The organism is Synechococcus sp. PCC 7336 (assembly GCF_000332275.1).
Classification (GTDB): domain Bacteria; phylum Cyanobacteriota; class Cyanobacteriia; order Thermostichales; family PCC-7336; genus PCC-7336.
In genome coordinates this window covers 2,398,139-2,423,688 of the sequence record NZ_CM001776.1, presented here as the reverse complement: position 1 = coordinate 2,423,688, position 25,550 = coordinate 2,398,139, and the positions used below count along the sequence as shown (strand labels likewise).

The 25,550-nt window shown below is 54.0% G+C and carries 29 protein-coding genes and 1 tRNA gene; 16 read left to right on the top strand and 14 right to left on the bottom strand.

The annotated features are described in order from the left end of the window. Window positions 1–23 precede the first annotated feature (23 nt). From nthB to SYN7336_RS11475, 8 genes are all read right to left on the bottom strand, one after another. A complete protein-coding gene (gene nthB / locus SYN7336_RS11510; RefSeq protein ID WP_017326092.1) occupies window positions 24–770 on the bottom strand; it encodes a nitrile hydratase subunit beta in 747 nt (248 codons plus the stop codon). A gap of 69 nt (window positions 771–839) precedes the next feature. Next, window positions 840–1,358 carry a DUF1097 domain-containing protein gene (locus tag SYN7336_RS11505; protein ID WP_017326091.1) on the bottom strand — a complete coding sequence of 173 codons (519 nt, stop codon included), beginning with the start codon at window positions 1,356–1,358 and terminating at the stop codon, window positions 840–842. Between the two features lie 32 nt (window positions 1,359–1,390). Beyond that, on the bottom strand, window positions 1,391–2,350 hold the full coding sequence (locus tag SYN7336_RS11500; RefSeq protein ID WP_017326090.1) for a GTP-binding protein: 960 nt from the start codon (window positions 2,348–2,350) through the stop codon (window positions 1,391–1,393). A gap of 206 nt (window positions 2,351–2,556) precedes the next feature. Further along, window positions 2,557–3,219 carry an SOS response-associated peptidase gene (locus tag SYN7336_RS11495; protein WP_017326089.1) on the bottom strand — a complete coding sequence of 221 codons (663 nt, stop codon included), beginning with the start codon at window positions 3,217–3,219 and terminating at the stop codon, window positions 2,557–2,559. A 187-nt stretch (window positions 3,220–3,406) separates the two neighbouring features. Beyond that, on the bottom strand, window positions 3,407–3,655 hold the full coding sequence (locus SYN7336_RS11490) for an RNA-binding protein (protein ID WP_017326088.1): 249 nt from the start codon (window positions 3,653–3,655) through the stop codon (window positions 3,407–3,409). A 276-nt stretch (window positions 3,656–3,931) separates the two neighbouring features. Beyond that, window positions 3,932–4,759 (bottom strand): PD-(D/E)XK nuclease family protein, encoded by an 828-nt coding sequence (locus SYN7336_RS11485; protein WP_017326087.1) that lies wholly within the window; start codon window positions 4,757–4,759, stop codon window positions 3,932–3,934. A gap of 116 nt (window positions 4,760–4,875) precedes the next feature. Then, a complete protein-coding gene (locus tag SYN7336_RS11480) occupies window positions 4,876–5,274 on the bottom strand; it encodes a type II toxin-antitoxin system VapC family toxin (protein ID WP_017326086.1) in 399 nt (132 codons plus the stop codon). A 2-nt stretch (window positions 5,275–5,276) separates the two neighbouring features. Then, window positions 5,277–5,570 carry a hypothetical protein gene (locus SYN7336_RS11475; RefSeq protein WP_017326085.1) on the bottom strand — a complete coding sequence of 98 codons (294 nt, stop codon included), beginning with the start codon at window positions 5,568–5,570 and terminating at the stop codon, window positions 5,277–5,279. Window positions 5,571–5,915: 345 nt separating this feature from the next. On the opposite strand from SYN7336_RS11475, the gene SYN7336_RS11470 reads away from it, so the two are divergent. Continuing rightward, window positions 5,916–7,079, top strand: a complete 1,164-nt coding sequence (locus tag SYN7336_RS11470) for a virulence factor (protein ID WP_026100926.1) — start codon at window positions 5,916–5,918, stop codon at window positions 7,077–7,079. 49 nt (window positions 7,080–7,128) lie between these two features. On the opposite strand, the gene SYN7336_RS11465 is transcribed toward SYN7336_RS11470, so the two are convergent. Genes SYN7336_RS11465 through SYN7336_RS11460 form a run of 3 tightly spaced genes read right to left on the bottom strand, consistent with a single transcriptional unit; the run spans window position 7,129 to window position 8,566 of the window. Beyond that, window positions 7,129–7,416 (bottom strand): helix-turn-helix domain-containing protein, encoded by a 288-nt coding sequence (locus SYN7336_RS11465; protein ID WP_017326083.1) that lies wholly within the window; start codon window positions 7,414–7,416, stop codon window positions 7,129–7,131. Then, window positions 7,413–7,547, bottom strand: coding sequence for a type II toxin-antitoxin system RelE/ParE family toxin (locus SYN7336_RS28865; RefSeq protein ID WP_083885703.1), 135 nt, complete (start codon window positions 7,545–7,547; stop codon window positions 7,413–7,415). The genes SYN7336_RS11465 and SYN7336_RS28865 overlap by 4 nt, the downstream gene beginning before the upstream one ends. A gap of 44 nt (window positions 7,548–7,591) precedes the next feature. Continuing rightward, window positions 7,592–8,566: a glycosyltransferase family 2 protein gene (locus SYN7336_RS11460; protein ID WP_017326082.1), complete on the bottom strand. Its 975-nt coding sequence runs from the start codon at window positions 8,564–8,566 to the stop codon at window positions 7,592–7,594. A 227-nt stretch (window positions 8,567–8,793) separates the two neighbouring features. On the opposite strand from SYN7336_RS11460, the gene SYN7336_RS11455 reads away from it, so the two are divergent. The 5 genes from SYN7336_RS11455 (at window position 8,794) to SYN7336_RS11435 (ending at window position 14,166) form a co-directional block, all read left to right on the top strand. After that, window positions 8,794–10,527, top strand: coding sequence for a diflavin flavoprotein (locus tag SYN7336_RS11455; RefSeq protein ID WP_017326081.1), 1,734 nt, complete (start codon window positions 8,794–8,796; stop codon window positions 10,525–10,527). A 115-nt stretch (window positions 10,528–10,642) separates the two neighbouring features. Then, entirely contained in the window at window positions 10,643–12,382 is a 1,740-nt protein-coding gene (locus tag SYN7336_RS11450) for a diflavin flavoprotein (RefSeq protein WP_017326080.1), read from the top strand. Window positions 12,383–12,607: 225 nt separating this feature from the next. Next, complete coding sequence (locus SYN7336_RS11445; protein WP_017326079.1) at window positions 12,608–12,931, top strand: TIR domain-containing protein; 324 nt, start codon at window positions 12,608–12,610, stop codon at window positions 12,929–12,931. Then, entirely contained in the window at window positions 12,928–13,464 is a 537-nt protein-coding gene (locus SYN7336_RS11440; RefSeq protein WP_017326078.1) for a hypothetical protein, read from the top strand. Before SYN7336_RS11445 ends, SYN7336_RS11440 begins: the two co-directional genes overlap by 4 nt. Window positions 13,465–13,731: 267 nt before the next feature. After that, entirely contained in the window at window positions 13,732–14,166 is a 435-nt protein-coding gene (locus SYN7336_RS11435; protein WP_017326077.1) for a DUF29 domain-containing protein, read from the top strand. A 126-nt stretch (window positions 14,167–14,292) separates the two neighbouring features. Here SYN7336_RS11435 and SYN7336_RS11430 read toward each other — a convergent pair whose 3' ends face one another. Continuing rightward, window positions 14,293–14,862: a TetR/AcrR family transcriptional regulator gene (locus SYN7336_RS11430; protein WP_017326076.1), complete on the bottom strand. Its 570-nt coding sequence runs from the start codon at window positions 14,860–14,862 to the stop codon at window positions 14,293–14,295. A gap of 199 nt (window positions 14,863–15,061) precedes the next feature. Between SYN7336_RS11430 and SYN7336_RS11425 the strand changes: the two genes are divergently transcribed. The 5 genes from SYN7336_RS11425 to SYN7336_RS11405 all read left to right on the top strand — a co-directional run bounded on the left by SYN7336_RS11425 (window position 15,062) and on the right by SYN7336_RS11405 (window position 19,105). Further along, window positions 15,062–15,490, top strand: a complete 429-nt coding sequence (locus SYN7336_RS11425) for a nuclear transport factor 2 family protein (RefSeq protein WP_017326075.1) — start codon at window positions 15,062–15,064, stop codon at window positions 15,488–15,490. Window positions 15,491–15,535: 45 nt separating this feature from the next. Further along, window positions 15,536–16,159, top strand: a complete 624-nt coding sequence (locus tag SYN7336_RS11420; protein ID WP_017326074.1) for a glutathione S-transferase family protein — start codon at window positions 15,536–15,538, stop codon at window positions 16,157–16,159. 77 nt (window positions 16,160–16,236) lie between these two features. After that, window positions 16,237–16,833: a pyridoxamine 5'-phosphate oxidase family protein gene (locus tag SYN7336_RS11415; protein WP_017326073.1), complete on the top strand. Its 597-nt coding sequence runs from the start codon at window positions 16,237–16,239 to the stop codon at window positions 16,831–16,833. A gap of 265 nt (window positions 16,834–17,098) precedes the next feature. Continuing rightward, a complete protein-coding gene (locus tag SYN7336_RS11410) occupies window positions 17,099–17,587 on the top strand; it encodes an FKBP-type peptidyl-prolyl cis-trans isomerase (protein ID WP_017326072.1) in 489 nt (162 codons plus the stop codon). Window positions 17,588–17,722: 135 nt separating this feature from the next. After that, complete coding sequence (locus SYN7336_RS11405) at window positions 17,723–19,105, top strand: adenylosuccinate synthase (protein WP_017326071.1); 1,383 nt, start codon at window positions 17,723–17,725, stop codon at window positions 19,103–19,105. A 63-nt stretch (window positions 19,106–19,168) separates the two neighbouring features. On the opposite strand, the gene SYN7336_RS11400 is transcribed toward SYN7336_RS11405, so the two are convergent. Next, window positions 19,169–20,251, bottom strand: coding sequence for an RNA polymerase sigma factor, RpoD/SigA family (locus SYN7336_RS11400; protein ID WP_017326070.1), 1,083 nt, complete (start codon window positions 20,249–20,251; stop codon window positions 19,169–19,171). A 411-nt stretch (window positions 20,252–20,662) separates the two neighbouring features. Between SYN7336_RS11400 and SYN7336_RS11395 the strand changes: the two genes are divergently transcribed. The 4 genes from SYN7336_RS11395 (at window position 20,663) to SYN7336_RS11375 (ending at window position 23,420) form a co-directional block, all read left to right on the top strand. Continuing rightward, window positions 20,663–21,220: a cofactor assembly of complex C subunit B gene (locus SYN7336_RS11395; protein WP_051039805.1), complete on the top strand. Its 558-nt coding sequence runs from the start codon at window positions 20,663–20,665 to the stop codon at window positions 21,218–21,220. A 397-nt stretch (window positions 21,221–21,617) separates the two neighbouring features. Further along, entirely contained in the window at window positions 21,618–22,472 is an 855-nt protein-coding gene (locus SYN7336_RS11385) for a S9 family peptidase (RefSeq protein WP_071590773.1), read from the top strand. A 53-nt stretch (window positions 22,473–22,525) separates the two neighbouring features. Continuing rightward, a complete protein-coding gene (tpiA, locus tag SYN7336_RS11380) occupies window positions 22,526–23,269 on the top strand; it encodes a triose-phosphate isomerase (protein ID WP_026100924.1) in 744 nt (247 codons plus the stop codon). Between the two features lie 77 nt (window positions 23,270–23,346). Continuing rightward, a tRNA-Pro gene (locus tag SYN7336_RS11375) sits at window positions 23,347–23,420 on the top strand. Window positions 23,421–23,491: 71 nt separating this feature from the next. Here the strand turns inward: SYN7336_RS11375 and radA are convergent. Then, window positions 23,492–24,901, bottom strand: coding sequence for a DNA repair protein RadA (radA, locus tag SYN7336_RS11370; protein WP_017326065.1), 1,410 nt, complete (start codon window positions 24,899–24,901; stop codon window positions 23,492–23,494). A gap of 37 nt (window positions 24,902–24,938) precedes the next feature. Here radA and SYN7336_RS27960 point away from each other — a divergent pair, with 37 nt between their 5' ends. Then, on the top strand, window positions 24,939–25,475 hold the full coding sequence (locus SYN7336_RS27960; RefSeq protein ID WP_017326064.1) for a SprT-like domain-containing protein: 537 nt from the start codon (window positions 24,939–24,941) through the stop codon (window positions 25,473–25,475). Window positions 25,476–25,550: the final 75 nt, after the last annotated feature.

Here is a 25,550-nt window from a genome sequence, read left to right as displayed (position 1 = left end):
CTCAATAATGGTTGCACGTAAAGCTATGCGGCAGCAAGATACAGCTCAAATAGATCGGCGTAAAATACCGAGCCGGGCTCAGCCAAATCGTCACCCCAGATATCTTTCACGTCAAAGCGAATGCTATAGCTCGGTTGGGCAGGTCCCAAGCCATCGGCGGGGCCGGGGAAATAGGCATAACAGCCATCATAGACTAAGTCGACAACTCCAGATTTACCCCGCAGGTGGCCGGGTAGACGGGTATGTTCGGCCACCGGCATATCCTTAACGATAATGGCATCGCCAACCGCAAACTTGGGTTGAATATCGGCCGTACGTTTGGGAGAATCGCCCAACTGCAGATACTTAATCACTTGCTCGTCAATAGCAGGGACATCCTTTTGAGGTAAAGGCGTCGGATCGACATTTCCCTCCTTCAGATAAAAGCTCATTTTGTCATCCAGCTCTGCTTGAGAAATGTAGCCTTTCTCGACAAAGAAACTAGCGATACCTCCTAGCCATTTTTCGTAATATCGCAGCCTGAAGTAGTCGAAGGGATTCATGGCTTCTGCTCCTCGGCGCAGATCGGCCCAGGTCCAAATATCTTGAAACCGGGTAGGCACCTGTTCGATCGGATAGTCAGGCAAAGACTCACTGAGGTGTTTACTCAGCCCCATCATGGCAGCGTGAATGCCAAAGATACGCTTTTCCCATGCTTCAACAAATACTTTTTTTTGAAAGTCAACCGAACCTAATCCTTCTAAGCCTCCCAGATTGTGTTGTAATTTCATGGTTCTCTCATCCCCTTTTTTAGCAGTACCATTAATCAAATCGAGATCTATTTTTTCCAAAGCACATAACTAGAGGTCATTACCACCGCCAGCCGTTTTTAACGAAGTGGTCATGGCTTTCCCCCCAACTTCTGAGAGGTAACCAAAGATGGCACCTAAAATCATCGCTGAGATCGCAATCAAGACAGGATTGTTGGGTGGCATAGCTGTAACGGGTAAGCCAGTGACGGCTACCGTACCGACGGCTTGTGAAAAGCCCCAGACAATGGCAGGTGTAATACCGTAGGTAAATGGCAGCTTCGACGCCTGCACCATTGCTGCACTGCCAATGCCAACACAAATTGCAGCGACTAAAGGATGATTCCCTATTAAATCAATTGCTAATAGAGACAGAGCTGCAATAATAATGCCGGTAATGTTGCACGAAACCGATTTAACAAACCCCTGAATCCCCCCTCCCACAACAAAAAAAGATGCCCAAGCAGTAAATGTAACCCAAACAGGTAATGGAATTACAGTTGCTGTGAGAAAAACATCGACCCCTCCGAGCACGCCAATGCTAATCGTTAATGCTTCAGATTGTTTCATGGCATATTGCTTCTCTATGGATGGCCCTGAAACTACATTAAGCACGCATTGAAGCCGCTTCGCAATTCAGATTCATCTAAATTGCGGCCAATAAAGACGAGCTCGTTACGACGGGGTTCGCTCACTTTCCACGGACGACCCGGACGACCATCCAGCGTCATATGAACGCCTTGAAATACAAAGCGCCGATCCTCATCATCCATATCCAGGATGCCTTTCATGCGAAAGATATCGGGGCCGCGTTTTTGTACGAGTTGGTAGAGCCAGCGATTGAGCCGATCGCTATCGACTACCCCAGACTCGCGGATAGCAATGGATGACACCGACCGATCGTGCTCGTGGGCATCTTCATCGAGAAACTCGGGATCGATACTCAACGCAGTTTTGAGGTCGAAGGCACCGATACCCAGCACTGCGTCCAGCGGCAGTTGGCAATGCTGAGTCCGATGGATCTTAGCGAGGGCATTCATACCGCGAATCCGCTGTTCGAGTTTATCCACCAGCGCAGGCGAGACTAGATCGACTTTGTTCAGCACAATGACGTCGGCAAAGGCGATTTGCTCCTGGGCTTCACTGCTGCTGTCCCAGTGCTCTCCAATGTGCTTGGCGTCAACCACGGTCACGATCGCATCCAGTTGCAATAGCGATCGCATCACCTCGTCAACGAAAAACGATTGAATCACTGGCGCGGGATCGGCTAAGCCTGTCGTTTCAATCATCAAATAGTCAAAAGCATCGGAGCGCTGCACGAGATCGCTGACAATACGAATTAAATCGCCTCTGACAGTACAGCAAATGCAGCCATTATTCATTTCGAAAATTTCTTCATCAGCATCAATAATAAGCTGGTTGTCAATACCAATTTCACCAAACTCATTCACAATAACCGCAATTCGTTTGCCGTGCTGAGTCGTAAGAATTCGATTCAAAAGTGTTGTTTTGCCCGCACCTAAATAGCCGGTTAATACCGTAGCGGGAATCAGGTTTTGCATGGCTTAACCTCTGCCGTATCAACTCTCGCCAAAGCATTGTGGGTGGCGTATCATCAAACAAATCTCTCGCCCAAGGAACAACTCGGGAGAAATTGAAGCTGGATGCTTAAGAAGCCTAAAGGCTCCGATCGATACTTGTTGTAGTCAAAGGCACAATAACGCCAAGCGGAGGATCTAGGAGTGCAGCAGCAAGGGATTTCCAACACTCAGACGGGATTAATGCACTCCGGCACGTCATTGCGGGGATTGTTCGCAAGTGGACTGACTTCATTGAGCAGCAAGGGCCCAGCATCAGCTTGAAGGAGTTGGAGAGGCTTGGCTGTTTCCTGAATTTGGGGATCGAGCCAGTCTGTGTAGTTGCCTGGGGACAAGATCGCAGGCATGCGACTGTGGATTTGCTGCATGGTTGCGTTGGCAGCAGTTGTAATAATCGTGCAGGACTCTAGCTCCTCTCCGTTGGGACCATTCCACAATTCCCACAAGCCGGCGAAGGCAAAGGGTCGATGATTTTCGAGATGGATGTGATAGGGGCGCTTGCGGTTTCCTTCTTTTTTCCATTCGTAGAAACCATCAGCTACGATCGCGCAACGCCGATATCTCAACAGGCCCTTAAACATGGGCTTTTCTGCAATTGTTTCGGCTCTGGCATTAATCGGTCGCGGGCCTTTGTTGGGATCTTTCGACCAGCGGGGGATCAGTCCCCAGAGCAGCAACGCAAACTCTGGCTCGCCCTTTGCATTGGCTCTAATGGCGGCCACGGGTTGCGAGGGGGCGATGTTGTAGCGGGGCTGGATAGGAGGGGTCGCATCCAGGTTGAATCGTTCGGCGATCGCTTCGGCAGGGGTGGCGAGGGAAAAGCGGCCACACATTTCGATTCTCTAACTCCCTTGGGATGAGAGGCCGATGGTGAGGGCAATGCAGAGCCATTGAACTCGGGTTGACTAGATTCAAGCAAAGGGGTCTAATGTCAACCTATACCTGATTAAAAACCGCTTTTTTCACAGGGTAAAATCTTGTGAAAAAAGCGGTTGCGACCCATTGACTAAGAGCTATAGACTATCTCGTACGAGGCTTTGCCTTGTTGACTTTGAGATCTCGCCCCATCCATTCGGAGCCATCTAGCGCTTCAATCGCTGCGGTTTCTTCGTCCTCTGTTCCCATCTCGACAAAAGCAAAGCCACGCACGCGACCCGTTTCGCGATCGGTAGGGAGCTGAACTCGCTTTACTGACCCGTACTCTGTAAACACAGTAGTCAGATCGGTGTCTGTAACCTCATAAGACAGGTTACCTACATAAATTGACATAGATCGTTTCCGTAATCTGAAGGAATGTAGAGAGTGAAATTTCAGAGAGAAATCTGTCAATTGAAAAACGCGAAAATCTCGTTAATACTAGAAACAAATGCCGCAGCCGATTTTTAATTCTCTGCCGTCAGTGTAGCATTGAAATTATTGAAATTGCTGAAAGATTATTTTGGGCTCGTGGCCCTGTTCGCTTGAATTGCTGCCAATCACCCGTCTTGAGGTTGCGGCCTTCACGAGCAGAACGCTGGCGGGACTCCAGGACTCCAAAGCCAACGCTCAGCGGAACTTTTCAGTGGAACTCGAGCGAGCGAGGGGTATGGCTAACTGCAGGTCACTCGGACGGGCAGCAGTTTCCGGCAGAGACAGCGGTTCATCTCGCACAGCAGCGCAGTATTTGGCAAACCCACAGCGATCGCATTGCTCGCCAGGGGTGGCGGGCCAATGGCTATCCTGCACGAGCCGATCGGCCAAATCGCTGACAGCCTCCTCCAAACGTTGTTCGTGCGCGGGAGTGACTTCGTATGAATCTGCCTCCCTATCGCGCAGAAAAATCAAGGTGAGACGTTTGAGGCTCTGGCCGTAGGTTTGACGCAAAGCCAGATAGTAAAGCCCCAACTGCAACTCCAAGGCTTCGGCATCTAAGGCGATCGCGGGACGCGACAGTTTGTAATCCACCAGATGCAAGCCGTCAGGGTGAAGGAAATCGAGCCGGTCGTACCGTCCTGTCAACTTAAATTGCAGGCAGCCCACCTGCAACTCCCCCTTAAACCGCCCTTCAATTCCGAGCGGACGGTGCAGGGTGACTGAGGTTGCGATGTGTTGTCGATAGTAAGCCAGTAATAGTTTGTGCCCCTCCTCCACTTGCGTGGGCGAGAGCTCGGACGAGTATTGTTCCCAGCACTGCTCGATCCAGCTACTGTCGGGTATGGAGAAGCCATAATCCCAATCGCCATAAATCGCGGCCAAGGCCCGATGGAGCGCGAGACCGAGTTGCGGGGAACCAAAGAAGCTGGGAGCCGCAACCTTGCGTTCGTATTTGAAGTAGTAGGACTGCGGGCAGCGTTGATAGGTTTGCAGTTTGGTCGCAGATAGCAGGTAAGCCATGAGGGGATTGCCCAGCGCTCGATCGCCATTCTCTACTATCTACACGAGATTGGCTCGGCCTTTGCTCGATCTCGCTCGCTCGAGGCCATCCAAATGAGCTGTGCTTGCAGACATGCTCATAGAGGAGTCAAAACCTGGAGAAGGTCAATCGTCTGGTAATCCTTGGCATTATTAGTGACTAGCGGCAAGGAATATCGCAGAGCCATAGCTGCGTTCCAGGCATCTTGGGGTGAAATGGGTCTGCCTTTGTCCTTGGCCCGAGCGCGAACCTGAGCCCAGATACGGCAAGCCTCGATATCTGGGGGAAGGACCAGATAGTTTTGCATTTCTGTTTCCAGCGTAGCTATGCGCCTGCTACCCCAGTTACGCATGTAACCCCATTGGAACAATTCGGCAACGGTCATGAAAGACAGAGCCATGCGCTTTCCTGCAATGATGTACTGGTAATCCCGAGCCTGACTTGCCCCCTTGAGGATAATAGAAAAGACATCAGTGTCGAGCAGAACAACATCCACCCTTATTGCTCCAGGAGTGTTGTTGTTCGCTGGTCCTGTAGGAAGTTCAGGAACTCATCGAGGCGATCGGTCTGTGGCCATGCTTTGGAGCGAAGCTCATCCACATTGACGACGGGGGTGACAGGATGGGCTTGCGAATGCTCTTGAATTGTTCGGGGCTCCCAAAAGCTTTGAGAAGCCTCTTGTAGCTGAGCATCATTGGCGATGTTGTTCGAGAGGATCGCAATCAACTCCAGCTTCTGGGTTAACGGGAGCTGTTGGGCTTGCTCGGTGAGTTCTCTAAGGTCTATAGCCATGCTTCTGTTATAAACAACTTTTGAGGGCGAGACTCTCGATAGCAAGACAGTTACCGAACGACTCAGCTCGGCAGTCTAAAAATATCGACAGTCTAAAAATATTTTATAACGATGCTAAGCGCTGACACATTCACATTCGCTGGAAGGCCAGTTCGCGATCGCTCGGGATTAGCCGATGCCTGTGGAATCAGGGTGAGCTGAAAGGGTCGAAAAAGGGGGCGATCGCTGACCGGGGTTGCTAGCAGATGAATCTCTGCAGGCCCCGAGCCCGAGAGTGCAAGCTCGAATTGATAGATGACTGAAATCTAATGCCAAGCTGAAGAGAGAAGCGTTGACCTTTATGCCATGAAACTTTGTTCGATCGAAACAACACCCAGTCCCCACTGCATGAAGCTCAATCTCGACAGCTCAATTAGCCTGACGCCCCTCACCCTCGAGACAGATGCGGCCCCATCAGATGTACCTGAAATTGCTCGCCAGCTCGTGGCGATGGAGTCCGTCAAGTCGGTTTTTTTGATGAATGACTTCATCACCCTCACACGCAAGCCCAGTGCCGACTGGCAGCCAATCTTGGCAGCAGCAGCTCAGTTAATTGGGCTTTCTCAGCAAGCCGATGCCAACTTAGCCGCTCGGGTGACCCCGATCAAGCACTTGGATGAGACCGGCCCGCGCGGGCCAAACCTGGGACAAGTTGATGTGGCCGTTCAGGCGTGGCGAGGGATCCCAGTACAAGTCAGAGCGACCGCTGCAGATGGACAGCAAGCGCGAGTCGGGTTGCCAGAGCAATTCGGGCAGGTCCTGCAGAGGGCGATCGGTGCGACTCAGGCCGATTACGTACAAGAGCGTCGCTGGGAGGCTTATCCTCCTCAATTTGGTCCGCCGCAGGAAGTGGCCCAAAGGGTTGCCGAAGAAATCGTCAGCCTGATGGATGCCGAAGAACTGATGCGCTTAGAACGAGAGGCGATCGCCGATGTGGAATCAGCCGGTTCCCAACACTCGCAGGCGGCTCTACTGAAAGCTCTGAAAAGCACGGATTGGAAGCAGCGACTGAAAGCCCTCCAGCGGATTGATGTCAATTCAGCAACCTTCCCCGCTGTGGCAGCAGCTTTGAGGGATGAAAACAACGCGATCCGGCGATGGGCTGCGGCGATTTTGGGAGCCAGCGAAATGGCTGAGGCGGCGGAGCCACTATGCGATGTCGTGCTCGGCGATCGCTCGGCAATCGTGCGACGAATTGCTGGCGATGCTCTGAGCGATTTGGGCGATCCAAAAGCTATTCCTACCTTCTGTCAGGCTCTGAGTGATTCATCTCCCTTGGTCCGCTGGCGGGCAGCTCGGTTTCTGACCGAGAGAGGTGACCCAACGGCTGTGGAGTCATTGCAACAAGCGATCGATTGCGAGACAGAATTTGATGTGCGACTGGAGATGGAGGCGGCACTAGAACGCATTGAAACGGGTGGAGCGGCGCAGCTACCGATGTGGATGCGGATCTCCCAGGGGGCAAAGTAAAAATTATGAAGCGCTAAAATTTCTATCCCCGCCGCAAGCGGACGGGGCATTACGGAATTTTTCCTTCGGAACGCACTTTCGCTCCGGTGAATCGTCGCAAGCGCCGGGGAATCTGACCCAAAGAGATTGAAGGGTTCCCTTTTCCTCCTTCAAGACGAGCGATGACAGATTGAGTGGTTTGCATCCGTCTTGCGACTTCTGCTTGGGTGAGATCCGCGCTCACACGGGCCTGAATCAAGGCTTTAGCGATTTCAAACTCTTCATTGAGTTTGTCGTATTCAGCCTGATAATCTGAATCTACCGACCACTTCTGGTGTAATTCTTGAATCCCAGTCATTCCGAGATCTCCTTGACTCTTTTTAGGGCAAGCCCTATCTCTCGACGAGGGGTTTTTTGAGTTTTTTTGACAAACGCGCGAACAATTACAACCCGTTCGTTTCTAGCTGTCACATACAGGGCGCGCGCTATCCCATCTCTTCCCTGTTGCCAATAGGCACCGTCACGTTAAAGGGTCAGTCCCCCTGGACGTTGGGTGTCACTCTTTCCCGATCGGAAAAGGGAGGTAAGTTCTCCAACCGCTGGCCTAACCTCATTCGCTCGAACTGCCAAGCATGTAAAGACTGACGGAAGCGGCGATCGCTATAGCGAGGCATCCCTTTCAACATCGCCCCAAAATAACCCGCCACAATCGTCAAACCACCCACCACAGAGGGTTTTTCCCAGAGACGATAGAGGCCGATTGCAAAGATATACAGCGGATGAGTCCCCATAAAGTACTGCCCCCGCCCCCAGCGCAATCGACCCACCAAAACATGTTTGTGGGAAGAGCCCATGACTCGCTTGTGGATGAAGTTGAGTTCGGGGTGGCGGAGACTGCAGGTGCGCCAGCCTGCCATGCGAGCCCGATGAAAGGCAATTCCATCCCAATGGACTTCTCTGACAAACCCGCCGATCGCCTCAAAACAGTCGCGCCGATAGAAATTAATCATCCCCGCCACCATTTCGTCACTGCTGCGTTCTTCCACCAGGCGATCGCCCGCTTGCTGAAACGGCTTGCCACTGGCAGCTCCGAGATAGCGATCGGCAGCAAATAACTCCAGTAAAGTGGCAAAATAATGCGGCCCAAATTCGACATCTCCGTCCAGTTTGCAGATGAAATCGTAATCTTTGGATTGCAGGTGCTCGTAGCCAAAATAAAACGTCTCGACAACGCCGGGACCGACCGATCGCCCGCCGCGATCGGGCTTAGAAACGAGCCGAATCCAATCGTGCTCGTCCGCAAATGCCCGCACGATTTCTGCAGTGGCATCCGTCGAGCCGTCGTCTACAATTAGCCACTCCATCGGACGGACGGTCTGATTGACGACTGACTGCAATGTGCCGGCAATAAACTCAGCCTCGTTGCGAACGGGGGAGATAATCGCAATTTTGGCGATATGCGGGGTGACTTGGGTGAGTTCGCCAGTATCGACGCCAGCACTTATCACGATCGAAATGCCTCTACAGTCTCAAAAGCTGAATTTACCCGCTCCAAGGGGTGCGATCGTCATCTCCGAAGTGTTTCTCGACTGGCGATCGTACAAAATGTCTAGATCGATCCCGGGCCGATCGTTACAGGGAATACAGACAAGTTAGGGCGATCGCCGCTAGGCGCTCCCCAAAAGTTGGATTAGAGTGAATGAGTAAGAAAACTTAACGATTGGGTGGATTGACTATGGTCACTACCGTCGCGCCGACCAAACGCCTTACCGTTCAGACCGAAGCGATCGCCGCCGACACGACCGCCATCCGCAGCCTGGATTGGGATCGCGATCGCTTTGACATCGAATTCGGCCTGCAAAACGGCACCACTTACAACTCTTTCATTATTCGCGGCGAGAAAGTTGCCCTCGTAGACACCTCCCACGCCAAATTCCGCCAGCTCTATCTGGAGTTGCTGAAAGGCGAAATCGATCCCGCCACGATTGACTACCTCGTTATCAGCCACACCGAACCGGATCACAGCGGTCTAGTGGGGGACATTCTCGACCTCAATCCCGACATTACAGTGGTGGGCTCCAAAGTCGCCATGACGTTTCTGGAAAACCAGGTGCATCGGGAGTTTCAACGGCGAACCGTCAAGAGCGGCGACAGCCTAGATTTGGGCAACGGCCACGAACTCCAATTTCTGCTGGCCCCCAACCTGCACTGGCCCGACACCATCTTCAGCTTCGATACCGCTACGGGGGTGCTCTACACCTGCGATGCCTTTGGCCTGCACTACTGCAGTGACTTGATTTACGACGAAAATCTCGCGGCGATCGAAAAGGACTTTCAGTTCTACTACGAATGCCTCATGGCTCCGAATGCGCGATCGGTGACCAAAGCGCTGAAGGGTTTGGACAAGCTGCAGCAAGACTATGACATCAAGCTGGTGGCCACCGGGCACGGTCCGCTGCTGCGCTTTCACTTGCAGGAGTTGTTAGGTCGCTATCGCACTTGGAGCGCCAACCAAACCCAGGCCAGCACGGCTGTAGCTGTGTTCTATATTTCCGATTACGGCTATAGCGATCGCCTCACCCAAGCGATCGCCCGAGGCATCACCAAAACCGGCGTCGCGGTGGAAATGATGGATCTGAAAGGGGCCGATCCCCAAGAGGCTTACGAACTCGTAGGGGACGTGGCGGGATTGGTCATCTCGATGCCCCCGGCTAGCGGTGCCATGACCGAACAGATTCAGGCCGCATTCGGCACCATTGTGGCTGCCGCCAATCACAAGCAACTGTTGGGCTTAGTGGAGTCTTATGGCGGTGACGACGAACCCATCGACCCGATTCTGACCCAGTTCCGCGAGGCGGGCCTAGATCTGGGCTTCGAGCCCATTCGAGTGAAGGAAGAGCCCAGCGAGAATACCTACCAACTGTGCGAAGAATCTGGCACTGACTTGGGTCAAAAGCTGAGCCAGAAAAAGACGAACCGGAAGAAACAATCCCTCGACAGTAGCCTAATTCAGGCATTGGGTCGCATCAGCAGCGGCTTGTATATCATCACTGCTCAAAAGGGGGAGTTACGCAGTGCCATGCTGGCCTCTTGGGTCTCCCAAGCTAGCTTCGAACCCCTCGGATTCACCATTGCCGTGGCCAAAGACCGTGCGATTGAATCCCTCATGCAGGTGGGCGATACCTTTGTCCTCAATGTCTTGGAGGAGGGCAATCACCTCAAGCTGATGAAGCACTTCCTCAAGCGCTTCGCCCCGGGGGCCGATCGCTTTGCCGAGGTCAACACCCAACCCGCCAAAAACGGCTCCCCCATTCTGACGGATGCGTTGACCTATCTCGAATGCACCGTCAGCCGCCGCATGGAGACGAGCGATCATTGGATTGTCTACTCCACTGTGCAGGAGGGTCGAGTCTCAAACCAAGAGGCTCGCACCGCCTCCCATCGTCGCAAAGTGGGCAACTACTACTAAGCCGGCATTTAGCCAGCTCCAGTCGGCCTAGATCGCTGATTTTACCGTTGTCCTTTGCAGCTCGGTTCGCCGCTCCCCGAACCTCCATTCGTCCTTACCTCAGGAGATTGTCGTCGTGATTGCTTCTCTGCCCAAACAGCAGCGTGACGTTCAAAAGCTGTTTCTGCTCAAAAATACCTTTGCGTTGCGATCGCGAACTTGGGAGCGGCTCAAATTCGAGATCGAATATGCGCTGCAAAAGGGGACGACAGCGAATTCCTTTTTGATTCAAGCCGATCGTACTGCCCTAATCGATCCTCCTGGCGAGTCTTTCAGCGAGATTTTTTTAGAGACCCTAGAGCAATTGGTGGAGCTGAAGGCGATCGATCTGGTTGTCTTGGGCCACATCAACCCCAACCGTGTCAAAACCCTGATTCAATTGCTCGAACGCGCTCCTCAAATCGAGGTGCTGTGCTCCACACCTGCCGCCAAGCAACTGCCACAACTATTTGAGAAAGAAGAATTCACGGCAGAGGTCAACATCCGCGCCGTCAAACGGGGCGACATCCTCGACTTGGGTCAAGGCCACCGGCTTGAGTTTTGCCCGATCCCCACCCCCAAATGGCCAGATGGCATGGCCACCTACGACCCAGCCACGCAGATCCTCTTCACCGATAAATTGTTTGGCGCGCACGTCTGCGGCGACCAAGTGTGGGATGAAGGCTGGAAGGTGTACGAGAGCGATCGCCGCTATTACTACGACAGTCTCATGGCCACCCAAGCCCGCCAGGTGGATGCGGCACTCGATCGCTTCGAGTCGTTCGAGATTAAAGGCTATGCCCCCGGTCACGGCCCGTTAGTACGCTACGGTTTGACTCCCCTCACCCAAAGCTATCGCGAGTGGAATCGGGTTCAATCGACGCAAATGCTGTCGGCGGCGGTGATTTATGCCTCGGCTTATGGCAATACGGCCACAATGGCCCAGGCGATCGGGCGGGGCATTGCCAAAGCTGGCGTGACGGTGGAATCGATCAACTGCGAATTTGCCTCCACTGAGGAGATTAAGTCAGTGCTGGAGAAAACCTCCGGTTTCATTTTCGGTTCTCCCACCTTGGGCGGACACGCGCCGACGCCGGTTCAAACGGCTTTGGGCACGGCGCTGTCTATAGCGAGTAAAGAACAGCTCGTGGGGGTATTTGGCTCCTACGGTTGGAGTGGCGAAGCGGTGGACATTATTGCGAACAAGTTACGGGATGCTGGCTATCTGTTTGGGTTCGAGCCGCTGTCGGTGAAGTTTACGCCGGATGCGGCGATGTTGCAGAAGTGCGAGGAATTGGGCACTGATTTCGGGCAGGCGCTGAAGAAGGGGCTGAAGCAGAAGACCAAGGCGGCTCGTCAACCGGCGACGAATGTGGAGCAGGCGGTGGGTCGCATTATTGGCAGTTTGTGCGTGGTGACGGCCAAACGGGAGAGCGCTTCGAGTGCAATGTTGGCCTCTTGGGTGTCGCAGGCGACGTTCGATCCGCCGGGGTTGACGGTGGCGGTGGCGAAGGATCGGGCGATCGAGTCGCTGCTGTTTCCGGGCGATACGTTTGTGCTCAATATTTTGGCCGAGGGCAAGTACATTCCACTGATGAAGCATTTTCTCAAACCCTTTGGTCCGGGGGAGGACCGGTTTGAGGGGGTGGAGTCTGCCGAGGCTGAGGATGGCACGCCAATTTTGTCGGATGGTTTGGCCTACTTGGAGTGTCGGGTCGAGCAGCGGATGGAATGTGGCGACCATTGGGTTGTTTACAGTGTTGTTGAGGCAGGAGATTTGTTAGATGCCGATGGCAAGGCAGCACTGCACTACCGTCAAACTGGCACTCACTATTAACCGAGTCCGACTTTGTCTATAACTAACTTTGTCTATAACTAAAAGCCAGAATGCTTTTAAAGCTAGACACCGGTTAGGTGGGAATTTTTCCTCTACGTGAGTTAGGCTGCACGAGCTGCAAAGGGATGAGATGTGAAGATGGACACTTCTAGATGCCTCGTCTTGATACCTTACGGGCGTTCTCAGGATCGCATCAGGAGTCTAATCGTTGAGGTTCTCGAACGTATGGCTGTGGTGGCTGTTTTACCCCAAGAGTTTGTCGCTGGCGCTCGAGGTTCTGACGAGAGGTTGGAATCTCTGCGTAGGAGCGATTTCATCATCGCTGACTTGTCAGAAGCAAACCCTAATGTTTTCTTCGAACTGGGGGTAGCACATAGTCTGCGCAAACCGATCGTTATCCTCGTCAGCACGGAAGGTAACGGAAGTTTTCCCAGCGATCTACTGGGCTATCAGTACATCACATACAATCCCCAAAACCTCTTAGAACTAGAGATGCGACTCGAAAAGCTCGTGCGCGCGATGCAGAGTCGTCTCGAAACGACCCGATGAGTACGCGGATCTGCTTTGTCATCATGCCCTTCCGTCCGGAGCTGAACTTCTTTTTCCTTTACCTTCAGCTCTACTTGGAGGATCGGCACGGACTGCAGGTTCGCCGTGGGGACACAAGCGTTCTTACAAAGGCACTCATGGATAAGATCGAATCAGAAATCCAGGAAGCCGATCTCATTATTGGGGATATTTCATATCCCAATCCCAACGTTTTTTATGAGTTGGGTATCGTGCGGGCAAACCGGAAGCCTATCATTTTCTTGACTCAGGACGAGCCGGAAAAGGCACCCGTTGACGTTCGCCAGTTTGAATACATCCAATACGACCTGGCTAGACACCAGGAGCTGCTGGCGAGACTGGACAATGCCGTGAAGCATGTCTTTGGTTCTGGATACCGAGATCTGTACGATCGCGCGCTCTCGATCCTCCAAGAATTCAATGGTACAGCCGACTCAAACTACACTGCGGCGTCCCTTGAGGAGTTTCAGACTCGGGCAATCCGCGGAGAGCGCTTCGAAGGTCTTCCCGACTGAGCAGATGAAGCGTCTCTGCGTGAATTCCTGCTTCCAAAAATCATCTCTGAAGCCACCGAAATCGTCGCGATGAGGAGGATAGACGTTTGGCTTTCGTCCCAGAGCGGTAAGCTTCAAAAGGATTCGCCCTAAAAACAATAGCAGTAGGCTAGACGGTGCAACAGTCTCGGACAATATTAAGCGCAAGTTTAGATAGGAATGATGTGAATTGAAATCTATACGAGCAAAGCAAGAGGCAGAATTGTCTGAAAGGAAAGACGCAATCGTATGACTGGTGGCTACGACACTGACTTCAATTGCTGGGCTCGAGAAACTGCTCGACTCCTGCGAGAAAAACGATGGCACGAGCTTGACTTAGAGCATCTCATTGAAGAGGTGGAAGACTTGGGTAAGAGCGAACGTAGAGCTCTTAGCAGTCAGTTAGAGCGAATTCTGATTCATCTCTTGAAATGGCAATACCAGCCACAGCGACGAACAGATAGTTGGCTGGATTTTAGCAACGACGGACGGGTCCAGATTTATAAAATCTTGAAAGACAGCCCTAGTTTAAAAACGTTTCCAGCCATACGACTTGCTGAGGATTATGAAGATGCTCGCCGCTATGCAGCAAAGCAAACTGGACTCAGTATCGAAAAATTCCCTCTAGACTGTCCTTACTCAGTGGAACAAATACTGGACGATAACTGGCTGCCAGAGGCGTAGTTTATCAGCAAGTGCAAGAGGCGAACCTGCCGCAGGCTCGGGCTAAACCTCATCTATATTGAAACCTGGAGTTTTCAGACATTGCACTCAGTCCCCTAAATCCCCCACTCAATTTAAATGCAACTTTCAAGATTCTGTGAAACCATCCCAATCACGCTCTAACAGCATGACCGGTAGGCGTTGAATCGCCCGTTCGAACGCAGTCATATCCCCCATCACCCGCGCCACCACCAACGCCCCTTGAATCTGCATCACCGATCCTTCTGCCCGCTGTCGAGCCAGCTCGGGAGACAATCCTGCCTCCTGCAATACTTTAGCGATCGCCCCCATCCACGCCGCCATTGCCTCTTGCAGTTGAGCGTGAAACAAATCGTCCGCCTCTCCCAACGACATCGCCGACAGCAAACAAGTCTCCTCGCCATGGCGATAAAACTCCGCCAAACCCTCGCTCATCGCCCGCAGGCGATCGCCCGGTTCTCCGTCCCCCTTTAACGGAGCCAACACCGTCTCGGCAAACCAGCGGTTGACATACTGCAACACCGCCGCCGCCATCTCCTCTTTGCCCTCTGGAAAGTAATGGTAAAGACTCGCTCGACCCAGACCCGACGCCTGCGAGAGTCGCGACAGCGTGGCCCCCTCGTAGCCATAGCGACGAAAGACGGGTACTAATTGAGCGATCGCCTGCTGCTTCGACATTGCTAACGAATTCAAGAGCATCTATTGACAGTATACTGAACGTTCGGTATTTTTAAATTGGACTGAACGTTCGGTACAAGCCTGACAAGGAAATCTAAATTTGGCCAGCAGATGACCCTCAATTGCCATTTTCCAGGCCCGAGCTGCCCCAAACTGTATTGGTCCGAACAACTTGCGATCGTTTCAAAAGAGGTCATTGATGGAAGGAAAACCCCCTTATCCGCCGTTCACCCTGGAAAGTGCGAAGGCCAAAGTCCAGGCAGCAGAAGATGCCTGGAATACCCGCGACCCCGAACGAGTCTGTTTGGCCTATACCGAAGACTCTGTATGGAGAAATCGAGCGGAATTCTTTCGCGGACGCGAAAAAATCAAAGAATTCCTGCAGCGAAAGTGGACTAAAGAACTCGATTATCGACTCAAAAAAGAGTTGTGGAGTTTTACCGACAACCGCATTTCGGTGCGTTTTGAGTACGAATGGCACGACGATGGCGACTTCTGGTATCGCGCCTACGGCAACGAGCAATGGGAATTTGCCCCCAATGGCTTGATGCAACGGCGAGAAGCCAGCATCAATGACGTTCCCATCTCAGAATCCGAGCGCAAATTTCGTTGGGAGCGCAAAGCCTAGGCCGGCCCGTCGCTTCACCCTCACCCATCCCTTAGGAGAAACTCCATGATTGTTCTATACAGCCACCCCCTTTCTGGCAACAGCTATAAAGCCCGTCTATTCCTGTCGCTGCTCGGCCTCGATCGCGAAGTCAAAACCGTAGATCTGATGAAAGGAGAGCACAAATCCCCCGAGTATCTCGCCATCAATCCCTTCGGCCAAGTACCCGCTCTGGTCGACGGAGAAGAAGTCATCCTAGATGCTCAAGCCATTTTGGTCTATCTAGCCCGCAAATACGGTAATGAGTCTTGGTTGCCCCTCGATGCCTTTTCTCTCAGTGCAGTCACCCGCTGGCTCTCCACCACCAGTGGCGAAATTCGCCAAGGCCCGGAATTCGCCCGACTCTTCCACCTGTTCGGAGTCAAAACCATCGATATTGAGATGGCAGCTCAAAAATCAGCCTTTATTTTGGAGGCGATCGAACAGCATTTAAGCGATCGCGACTGGCTCGCCACCGACACCCCCACCATCGCCGACATCGCTGCGTTCCCCTACATTGCCCTCGCCCCAGACGGTCATATTTCTCTAGATGACTACCCTAACATCCGCGCCTGGATCGATCGCATTCGCCATCTCCCAGGCTTTGTCGGTATGAGAAGCATCCCCGCACCCGACACTGTTGGAGTGTAATTGGCACAGGGGTCCTCTGACCCCTCCTAATTCTTTTTGCTTTTATTCCTCACCCTCACTGCATCGGGAGGTGTCCCATGCCTCGAAAATTCGCCGATATCGCCTTCACACCCGCCGTCAAAGCCACCCAAACCCGCCTCGGCTCGCGGGAAACCTACGAGCGGTTTGTGGCGAACGGTCCCGCCAACGACGACATCAATGAAAAAGCTTCTCAGTTTATCGTCGAGCGGGATAGTTTTTACTTGAGTACCGTGGGGGAAGATGGCTGGCCCTACATTCAATTTCGCGGCGGTCCCGTTGGCTTTCTCAAAATTCTGGACGAGAAAACCCTCGGATTTGCCGACTTTCAGGGCAACTTGCAATACATCACAGTTGGCAATCTCTCCCGCAACGATCGCGTCTTTTTATTTCTGATGGACTACGCCCATCGCCGTCGCCTCAAACTGTGGGGTCGAGCCGAGGTGGTGGAAGACAATCCCGAACTGCTGGCTCGTCTGGCCGATCCCGATTATCCTGCTGAGGTAGCACGAGCCATCCTCATACATGTGGAAGCGCTGGATTGGAACTGTCCGCAGCACATTCCCCTCAAATATTCGGAGCGAGATGTGGCTTGCAAGCTAGCTCCTTTGCAACAGCGGATTGCCGAACTGGAGGCACAACTCGAACAGTCGTGAAGGCGATCGACCGCATTGCGCAGGCTTCTATCGGCATCGTGGGGATAATTTGTTTGGGGCTCTTCAGGCTGAGATTCTCTCATATCAAGCCTTGGAGCCTTTTTCTATGCCCTTATTTCAGTACCGTTCATTGCTGGACTCCTCTATCAACTGGCGTCTGTACCGACTGTCGTATACTGTGTGGGGGCTTGTCTGACGCGGGCCTGCGATCGCCTTGACTGTTCGGGCAAACCTCATAACAGCGTTCTTTACTCCCAGCCGTTTCATGAAAGCCGTTCTCACTCTGTGCTTTGCCCTCTGCTCGGCCGCGTTTGTCTGGCTAGCTCCCTACCCTGTATTGGCCCAAGGTAATGCCGCAGATCTTCTACCGGTATCGGCCAGTGCCCCCGAGAACTCCACCTCAGGCGAATTAATGACCACCACCACCGAATCTGGCCTGCAATATGTCGATTTAGTTGAAGGGGATGGCCCCAGCCCCGAACCCGGTCAAGCCGTTACCGTCCATTACACTGGCACGCTGGACGATGGCACCATCTTCGATAGCTCCGTCCGGCGCAACCGTCCCTTTGAGTTCACCATTGGTATCGGTCAAGTCATTAAGGGCTGGGACGAAGGCGTCTCCAGCATGAAGGTGGGCGGCAAGCGCAAGTTGACGATCCCCCCCGATTTAGCCTACGGCAGTCGCGGAGCCGGTGGTGTCATTCCCCCGAATGCCACGCTGACGTTTGAGGTGGAATTGTTGGGAGTGAAATAGGCCCGACACATTCGTTCACACTCGTTTGACACCTCTTTTTAGACGCTGTTAGGATTTGCACTTGCGCCTTAAGAAGCCCTCGCAAGATGGCATGCGCGGCTGACGCTGTATGGTTTGACTGGAGAAACGTAACCTTTGGCCAATGTAGTTGTGATCGGCGCTCAGTGGGGCGACGAAGGGAAAGGCAAGATCACCGATCTGCTGAGCGAAAACGCCGATGTCGTGGTGCGCTATCAGGGGGGAGTGAATGCAGGCCATACAGTGGTGGTCGACGATCGCACTTTTAAGCTGCACCTCATCCCCTCAGGCATTTTGTACCCCGACAAGCAGTGCGCGATCGCCAGCGGCACCGTCATCGATCCCAGCATCCTGTTGGGGGAAATCGACCAGCTCCACAGTCTGGGGGTTTCCACCGACAATCTGTTTATTGCTGAAACCGCCCACGTCACCTTGCCCTACCACCGCTCGATCGATCTGGCCTCGGAAGAATGCAAGGGCGATCGTAAAATTGGCACCACCGGGCGCGGTATTGGTCCCACCTATGCGGATAAAGCCGATCGCACCGGCATTCGCATGCTCGATTTGATGGACCCCGATCTCCTGCGCGATCGGCTCAATTGGGCCATTCCCAACAAAAACTTATTGCTCGAAAAGCTCTACGGTCTATCGCCCCTCGATCCCGACAGTGTGATTGAGGAGTATTTGGGTTATGCCGAGCGGCTGCGTCCCTACGTGACCGATGTGGGGCTGAAACTGAGCGAGGCGATCGGCGAGCGCAAGAACGTTCTGTTCGAGGGGGCGCAGGGAACCCTCCTCGACCTCGATTACGGCACCTATCCCTACGTCACCTCTTCCCATCCCATTGCCGGTGGTGCTTGTATTGGTGCGGGCGTCGGTCCCACCACGATCGATCGCGTCATTGGCGTGGCCAAAGCCTATACCACCCGCGTGGGCGAAGGCCCTTTCCCCACCGAACTGTTGGACGAGCGGGGCAATTACCTCTGTCATATGGGGGCAGAGTTTGGCACCACCACCGGACGCCAGCGCCGCTGCGGTTGGTTCGATGCCATCATCGGTCGCTATGCGGTGCGCGTTAACGGACTCGATTGTTTGGCCATTACCAAACTGGATGTGCTCGACCAACTGGACGAAATTAAGGTCTGCGTTGCCTACGAGCGGGACGGCCAGCGCATCGACCACTTCCCCAGCAATGCCCGCATTTTTGCCGAGTGCAAGCCCATTTACGAAACCTTGCCCGGTTGGCGCACTTCTACCAGTCACTGTCGCTCCACCGAGGATTTGCCCCCTGCGGCCTACAACTACCTGAAGTTTTTAGCCCATCTAATGGATGTGCCGATCGCGATCGTCTCCCTCGGTGCAAGCCGCGAGCAAACCATCATTGTGGAAGACCCCATCCATGGCCCCAAACGCGCTCTGCGCTACGAAAACGGCCACCGCAGCAGCCACGAACTCAGTCCAGAGGCTCCAGCCAAGACTGTACGCCAATCGAGAAGATAGAAGAAATCCCCCGAGTCACTCTGTGTCAGAGGAACTCAGGGGAATTGAAAACCATCGGACAGCCTAGTCCAAGACTTCCAAATAGTCGCGAATGCGGTTGCGGCGTTTGGGCTGACGTAGCTTTTGCAGTGCTTTGGATTCAATTTGGCGAACCCGCTCGCGGGAGAGGTCGAGGGTACGGCCAATTTCGGCTAGGGAGTAGGTGCGGCCATCTTCTAAGCCGAAACGCATCCGCAAGACATCCCGTTCGCGGCTGCTCAGTTCCGCCAGTAGCGTGCTCAGATCGCGGCTGAGGGATTCCCGCGTCACCAACTCTTCGGGGGACATGTCTTCGGCTTCGAGCAAGTCTCCCAACTCGGTATCTTTGTCTTTACCGACTTTGGTTTCCAGCGAAACGGAACGAGGTACCCGCACCAACAGATCGCGCACTTGGACTTTACTCAGGTCGAGCTCCTTGGCAATGTCCTCAATCGTGGCCGTACGACCTTTCTCTTGAGAAATCTTGCGCTGAGCTTTTTTGATCTTGTTGAGCTTTTCCGTGATGTGGACGGGCAAGCGGATGGTCCGACTTTGGGTGGCGATCGCCCGCGTAATGCCCTGACGAATCCACCAATAGGCATAGGTGCTAAATCGATAGCCTTTGGTGGGGTCAAATTTCTCGACGGCACGTTCCAAGCCCAAGGTGCCTTCCTGAATCAAGTCCAGTAGTTCCAGGCCGCGATTTTGGTACTTTTTGGCTACGGATACCACCAGACGCAGGTTGGCCTTGATCATGTGATCTTTAGCCCGACTGCCCGTGCGTTGAAACTGGCGCAGTTCGGAAACGGAGAGGCTGACGCGCTCGGCCCAGGCTTCTAGGCTGGGCTGGCTATCTAATTCGGATGCCAACTGCTCTCGCTGCTCGACCAACTCCATGTAGCGCTGAACTTTCTGGGCTAAAGCAACCTCTTCATCGCGCCCCAGTAAGGGAACGCGACCAATTTCTTGCAGGTAAAGACGAACCAAATCGGTCGAACGACGACTGCTAGATCGACTTGGGGTAGATCGCTCGCCATATTCGACTTCCACAGCTTGAGGCAACTCGGTTGCTAGTGAGGAGTCATCGCGATCGGATTCGTAATCGGTGTTGTAAGGTGTTACTGGCATAGGTGTTGATTTACCTGCCCTTGCGGTAATGCTCTCGGCAGCTCGTACTGAGGGAGCGTTAAAACAATAAAGTTCCCAATTGCAGGTTTTTTGAGTCAGATAACTGCATGGGCTACTTTGCGACCCAGACGCTCAATCGAATGAAGAGCGCCCTCGGGCCTCGATTTGACCTGAGTCGACTTCTCAGGGATGCTATCTGTACTCATTCTAAACCGAGTACCGGGACCCGAGTTGGGTAACATCCGTACCGAAACCGGTCTTTCCAACCCCTCAAGACTGCTAGAAACGGCAGTCTTTTAAGAACGGTTTCTGCATCTTGCCCGAGGGGCAGAGTTTAGGATTGGTGTTGGGGCGAGACATACTGGAGCAGAGGCGGAGATTGCGATCGAATTGCAGGGATTGGGACTCATGATGGCGAGTTTGTTGGCAGAGGCGATCGCGGTTGAGAGCGGCGATCGCATAACGATTGTATCTACATTTATCATGACGGTTCTGCTGTCGATTGGCTTGTTCTTTTTTATTCGCGCTTCTGGTAAGGATCGGATTGAAATTCGCCGATATCGCAGCGAATTATCGGTGCAGGATTTGGGATCGCAGTTGCAAGCTTATCTGAAGGGGCGATCGTATCGGTTGCTGGAGACAGATGAGACGGGGCTGGCCACATTTGTGGGACAGGCTCAGCCGAGCGGATTTTTGACGGGATTGCTGACGGCGCTGGCCGCCGTTGGCTTGTTATGTCTGGTTTTAGTCTGGCAAATGGTGCAGCCGCAATTGCAAGGGTTTACCTTCCTATTGCTGGCGTTATCTCCGCTGGCGGGATGGTATTACCGCAAGACAGCCAGCCGGGAAGAAACGCTGCGGGTGCGAGTGCGACAAGGGGATAGCCCGGAGCTGACCGGGGTGGATATTGCGGCCCATCGGGACGAGCTAAACGAGTTGCAGCAACAGTTGCCGCTAGAAGAGCTGTAGCAATCCTCGAAGCCTGAGTTCGATGACTCTGCATTGCCCTCACCCCCGGCCCCTCTCCCAAATTTGATACTGCTGGCCAATTTAACATTTAGAAATATTGGCATGGTGCAAGTCCTCTGCATGGCCCTCACCCCCGGTCCCTCTCCCAAACTTGGGAGAGGGGAGAAACAGCCGAAAATCCTTACAGGGCCTTGTTCCCCTGCCCCAAAAGTTAGGGGAAGGGGGCCACAGGCATCTAGACAAATGGCCAATGTTTCGGAATATGAATTTCGCCAGCAGCATCAAAATTGGGGGAAGGGGTTAGGGGATGGGGGCCAGTCCCTTGTCGAACTCACGTCTCGAAGTTACGACATCCAGAGCAAGGCTCGGTTACTAGCCGCTGCAATAGACTGAGGGTATGAGTGCAACCTTTACGATCGCGCTACCCCTTCCCCATGCCGCCACAGCTCTGCAAGGGCGTCTTACTGTAGCGGAGAGAGAACCACAGGGACCATCAGTCTTCATCTTGCCGGGAAGCGGATTGAGCGATGGCGACGGCAACGACAGCGATATTGGCTTTGCTCCCCTGGCTCAAATCGCGATCGCCCTCGGCAACGCCGGATTTAACTCCCTCCGTTTCGATCGCCGAGGCACGGGCGCAACCGGGGGAGACATTGCCAGCCCCGCCGAAGAATTACAAGATTTTCTGGCTGTACTCGATGCTGCTGAAACCCTTCCCGAACTGCCGCGCCCTTGGGTCGTGCTGGGGTTGGGGGAAGCCGCAGCTTGGGCGGGGTTATTGGCTACTCGTCGAGCAGAAAAGGTGGATGGGTTAATTCTGGTATCTCCCCCCACCGGAGCTGTGGGGGACATGTTTCGCTATCGCCAAGATGCAGAAGATGCGCTGGCAACTGCCCCTGTCGAAAAACATCGGGCGATCGTGCAGGAACTCACAGACAACTACGCTGCCAGCTCTCCTCTATTTATGTTTAAGCCTATCTTCGAGATCGCCTGCCCCACCCTCGCCATTCACGGTGACATGGATTGGATCTGCCCGGTGCATTGTTCCCGGCAACTGTCCGCAGAACTAGAGAGACGGGGCAGCGGTCCGCAGGATTGGACCTACTGCGAGCTGACAGGGGTCGATCGCTGGCTGATCGCCACGCAGCAATGGCGATCGCTAGCCGAACAACTACAGCCCCATTGGAGAATTGACCCAGCGGCGGTGGATATCCTGGTAGACTGGTTATCACGAAAATTTCGAACTGAGTAGTTGCAGCTCGCTCCTTCAGCGAGTTTTGTTGTTTGGGTTGGGAGATCGGAAACTTGCGCCAGATTGTGCTTGCCGGAAATTGGAAAATGCACAAAACTCAAGCCGAAACGCGAGAGTTTTTTGCCGGATTTTTGCCTCAACTGGCGAGTCTAGACCCAGCTAGACAGGTGATTTTGTGCGTCCCCTTCACCGATCTGGCGGCGGCCCTCGAGGCCACCGCCAATACAGCCGCAGTCAGCATCGGGGCTCAGAATGTCCACTGGGAGGAGCAAGGGGCATTTACTGGCGAAATCTCGGCGGCGATGTTGAAAGAGTTGGGCATTGCCTACGCGATCGTCGGCCACAGCGAGCGCCGCGAGTATTTCGGCGACACCGACCAAACTGTCAATCAGCGATTGCGGGCCGCACAAAGCAGCGGTCTCACCCCTATCCTATGTGTGGGTGAAAGCAAAGCGACCCGCGATGCAGGCGAAACCGAAGCCTGGATTTTCCGCCAACTCCAGCAAGACTTAGTAGGTGTAGACCAATCCAACCTGATCGTTGCCTACGAACCCATCTGGGCGATCGGCACTGGAGCAACCTGCGAGGCTGCCGAAGCCAACCGCATCATCGGTCTGATTCGGGGCAAGTTGAACCATCCCGACGTGCCTATCCAATATGGCGGTTCGGTTAAACCCGGCAATATTGATGAAATTATGGCTCAACCGGAAATTGATGGTGTTTTAGTGGGGGGAGCGAGCCTGACGCCAGACGGGTTTGCCCGCATCGTTAACTATCAAATTCCCGTTGAGGCTTGAGCGAGAGTCCGAGCCGCAGCCCTGAGAAACTGAGAGTCGATCGGATTGCAGTGAATGCTATAGTAGCAAGGCGGCTCCGGGGCGTAGCGCAGCTTGGTAGCGCACCACTTTGGGGTAGTGGGGGTCGTGGGTTCAAATCCCGCCGCTCCGATTCGCATAAACCCCCACCCTTGAAAGGCTCTAGCTCGCGCTAGAGCTTTTTTGCTCGCGGCACTGGAAACCCTAATCGTCCCCTTCGTCCACCCCCGGCAACGCCGCCACCAACGCCTCTAACACCCGACTCACCTGCGTCACTCGCAAACCGTGGGTTTGCAACACCTGACCCTTCGGAATAATAGCGTGCCGAAATCCCAACTTCGAGGCTTCCTTCAACCGCTGTTCCAATTGCGAGATCGGGCGCACCTGTCCTCCCAACCCCACTTCGCCCATCAAGACTGTATAGGGATCGACAATGCGATCGCGGAAGCTAGCGGCGATCGCCACCGCCACTCCCAAATCCGCTGCGGGCTCCGCCACATTTATCCCCCCCGCCGATGCGATATAGGCATCTAACTTCGAGAGGGGGATCCCCACCCGCTTTTCCAAAACCGCCAAGATCTGCAGAAATCGACTGGTTTCAATCCCCGTAGTGGTGCGTCGCGGCGAGCTGTAGCTGGTCGGACTCACCAAGGCTTGCACTTCCACCACCAAGGGTCGGGTGCCTTCGCAGGCCACGATGGTGGCGGTGCCGGGGGCGATTTCATCTCGCCCCGAAATAAACAGCTCGGAGGGATTGGTGACCTCTTGCAGTCCGCCACTGGCCATATCGAAAACCCCCACCTCTTGGGTGGCTCCGAAGCGGTTTTTGACGGAGCGCAAGAGGCGATGGGTCTGGAAGCGATCGCCCTCGAAGTACAGCACCGTATCCACCAAGTGCTCCAGCACTTTGGGGCCGGCGATCGCCCCATCTTTGGTGACGTGGCCCACGATTGCGAGAGCAATATTCCGCTGTTTGGCAATCCGCATCAGAGCGCTGGTACACTCGCGCACCTGCGACACCGATCCTGGAGCCGAGCTCAATTCCGCCCAGAAAATAGCCTGAATGCTGTCAACGATCGCCACTTGGGGCTGTAGGGTTTCTAGCTCTAGCAGAATGGCGTCTAAATCTGTTTCTGGCAGAATATAGAGTTTGCTGCCGTCAATATTTAAGCGACTGGCCCGCAGTTTAATCTGCTGGCCCGATTCTTCAGCGCACACATAGAGGACTCGACCGTTTTGCGATAAGTAGCTGGCGGATTGCAGGAGTAAGGTGGATTTGCCCACGCCGGGGTCGCCGCCGATCAGCACTAACGAGCCGGGAACAATGCCGCCCCCCAAGACGCGATCGAATTCGCCATAACCGGAGGGAATGCGGGCGAGCTGGCTCTGCTCGATTTGGGGCAGGGTGATGGCCGCTAGAGGCTGCCCCGTGGCCTGCAGGCGCTTTTTTCGGGTTCTAGAACTCAGTTGAGCTTGGGGAGATTTTGCGGCTGGGGAGGCGAGCACTTGCTCGACTAGACTGCCCCAAGTGCCGCAGCTGGTGCAGCGCCCCAGCGATCGCGGAAACCGATCGCCACACTCACTGCAGATCCATTCTGTTTTCGTTTTAGCCATCCTGAGATTTACTGGGAGAAGTGAGTGCCGAGCAAATATGTCACCTGTTGCGATTGAATCCCACCAACCTGGCGATCGCCTACCGAACCTGGAGCGGCTCTTCCAGCAGATGAACTCCCACTACTTTAACGACGAGATTCCGTCGATACCGGTGGTGTGGTCGAAGCGGATGACGCGATCGGCAGGGATTTTCTGGTGGCGGCAGCGGGGACTGGAGTTCGAGAGCGGTATTCGGCTGTCGCTGCCCCTGTTGGGCGATCGCCCTCTAAGGGATCTGGAAGCTACTTTAGCCCACGAAATGATTCATGCTTGGGTGGGTCTACACCTGCAGGAGTTGCGGCACGGCCATGGAGTTTTGTTTTGCAACAAGATGGCGGAGATTAATCGGGCTACCGATCGATTTCGCGTAACCCAGCATCACAGCTTCATGGCGGAGGTCCAGAAGTATGCCAAGTGCCGCTGGGATTGCATAGAGTGCGGCAAAGTCTATCGCCGGCAGCGCAACACCATCGATCTGAAACGACACCGTTGCGGGAAGTGCCGAGGGCAATTGAAACGAGCTGCATTGGTGTAACGAGCGCTCGTGCGATTTTGCCTCGAAACTTTGTGCGAGCGGCAGGAGATGCCGACACGTTCCTGTCACTCGCTC

Coding starts and splice junctions, on each gene's coding strand:
- nthB (WP_017326092.1), bottom strand. CDS start 770: ATGAAATTACAACACAATCTGGGAGGCTTAGAAGGATTAGGTTCGGTT.
- SYN7336_RS11505 (WP_017326091.1), bottom strand. CDS start 1,358: ATGAAACAATCTGAAGCATTAACGATTAGCATTGGCGTGCTCGGAGGG.
- SYN7336_RS11500 (WP_017326090.1), bottom strand. CDS start 2,350: ATGCAAAACCTGATTCCCGCTACGGTATTAACCGGCTATTTAGGTGCG.
- SYN7336_RS11495 (WP_017326089.1), bottom strand. CDS start 3,219: ATGTGTGGCCGCTTTTCCCTCGCCACCCCTGCCGAAGCGATCGCCGAA.
- SYN7336_RS11490 (WP_017326088.1), bottom strand. CDS start 3,655: ATGTCAATTTATGTAGGTAACCTGTCTTATGAGGTTACAGACACCGAT.
- SYN7336_RS11485 (WP_017326087.1), bottom strand. CDS start 4,759: ATGGCTTACCTGCTATCTGCGACCAAACTGCAAACCTATCAACGCTGC.
- SYN7336_RS11475 (WP_017326085.1), bottom strand. CDS start 5,570: ATGGCTATAGACCTTAGAGAACTCACCGAGCAAGCCCAACAGCTCCCG.
- SYN7336_RS11470 (WP_026100926.1), top strand. CDS start 5,916: ATGAAACTTTGTTCGATCGAAACAACACCCAGTCCCCACTGCATGAAG.
- SYN7336_RS11465 (WP_017326083.1), bottom strand. CDS start 7,416: ATGACTGGGATTCAAGAATTACACCAGAAGTGGTCGGTAGATTCAGAT.
- SYN7336_RS11455 (WP_017326081.1), top strand. CDS start 8,794: ATGGTCACTACCGTCGCGCCGACCAAACGCCTTACCGTTCAGACCGAA.
- SYN7336_RS11445 (WP_017326079.1), top strand. CDS start 12,608: ATGGCTGTGGTGGCTGTTTTACCCCAAGAGTTTGTCGCTGGCGCTCGA.
- SYN7336_RS11440 (WP_017326078.1), top strand. CDS start 12,928: ATGAGTACGCGGATCTGCTTTGTCATCATGCCCTTCCGTCCGGAGCTG.
- SYN7336_RS11435 (WP_017326077.1), top strand. CDS start 13,732: ATGACTGGTGGCTACGACACTGACTTCAATTGCTGGGCTCGAGAAACT.
- SYN7336_RS11430 (WP_017326076.1), bottom strand. CDS start 14,862: ATGTCGAAGCAGCAGGCGATCGCTCAATTAGTACCCGTCTTTCGTCGC.
- SYN7336_RS11425 (WP_017326075.1), top strand. CDS start 15,062: ATGGAAGGAAAACCCCCTTATCCGCCGTTCACCCTGGAAAGTGCGAAG.
- SYN7336_RS11420 (WP_017326074.1), top strand. CDS start 15,536: ATGATTGTTCTATACAGCCACCCCCTTTCTGGCAACAGCTATAAAGCC.
- SYN7336_RS11415 (WP_017326073.1), top strand. CDS start 16,237: ATGCCTCGAAAATTCGCCGATATCGCCTTCACACCCGCCGTCAAAGCC.
- SYN7336_RS11410 (WP_017326072.1), top strand. CDS start 17,099: ATGAAAGCCGTTCTCACTCTGTGCTTTGCCCTCTGCTCGGCCGCGTTT.
- SYN7336_RS11400 (WP_017326070.1), bottom strand. CDS start 20,251: ATGCCAGTAACACCTTACAACACCGATTACGAATCCGATCGCGATGAC.
- SYN7336_RS11395 (WP_051039805.1), top strand. CDS start 20,663: ATGGCGAGTTTGTTGGCAGAGGCGATCGCGGTTGAGAGCGGCGATCGC.
- SYN7336_RS11385 (WP_071590773.1), top strand. CDS start 21,618: ATGAGTGCAACCTTTACGATCGCGCTACCCCTTCCCCATGCCGCCACA.
- radA (WP_017326065.1), bottom strand. CDS start 24,901: ATGGCTAAAACGAAAACAGAATGGATCTGCAGTGAGTGTGGCGATCGG.
- SYN7336_RS27960 (WP_017326064.1), top strand. CDS start 24,939: ATGTCACCTGTTGCGATTGAATCCCACCAACCTGGCGATCGCCTACCG.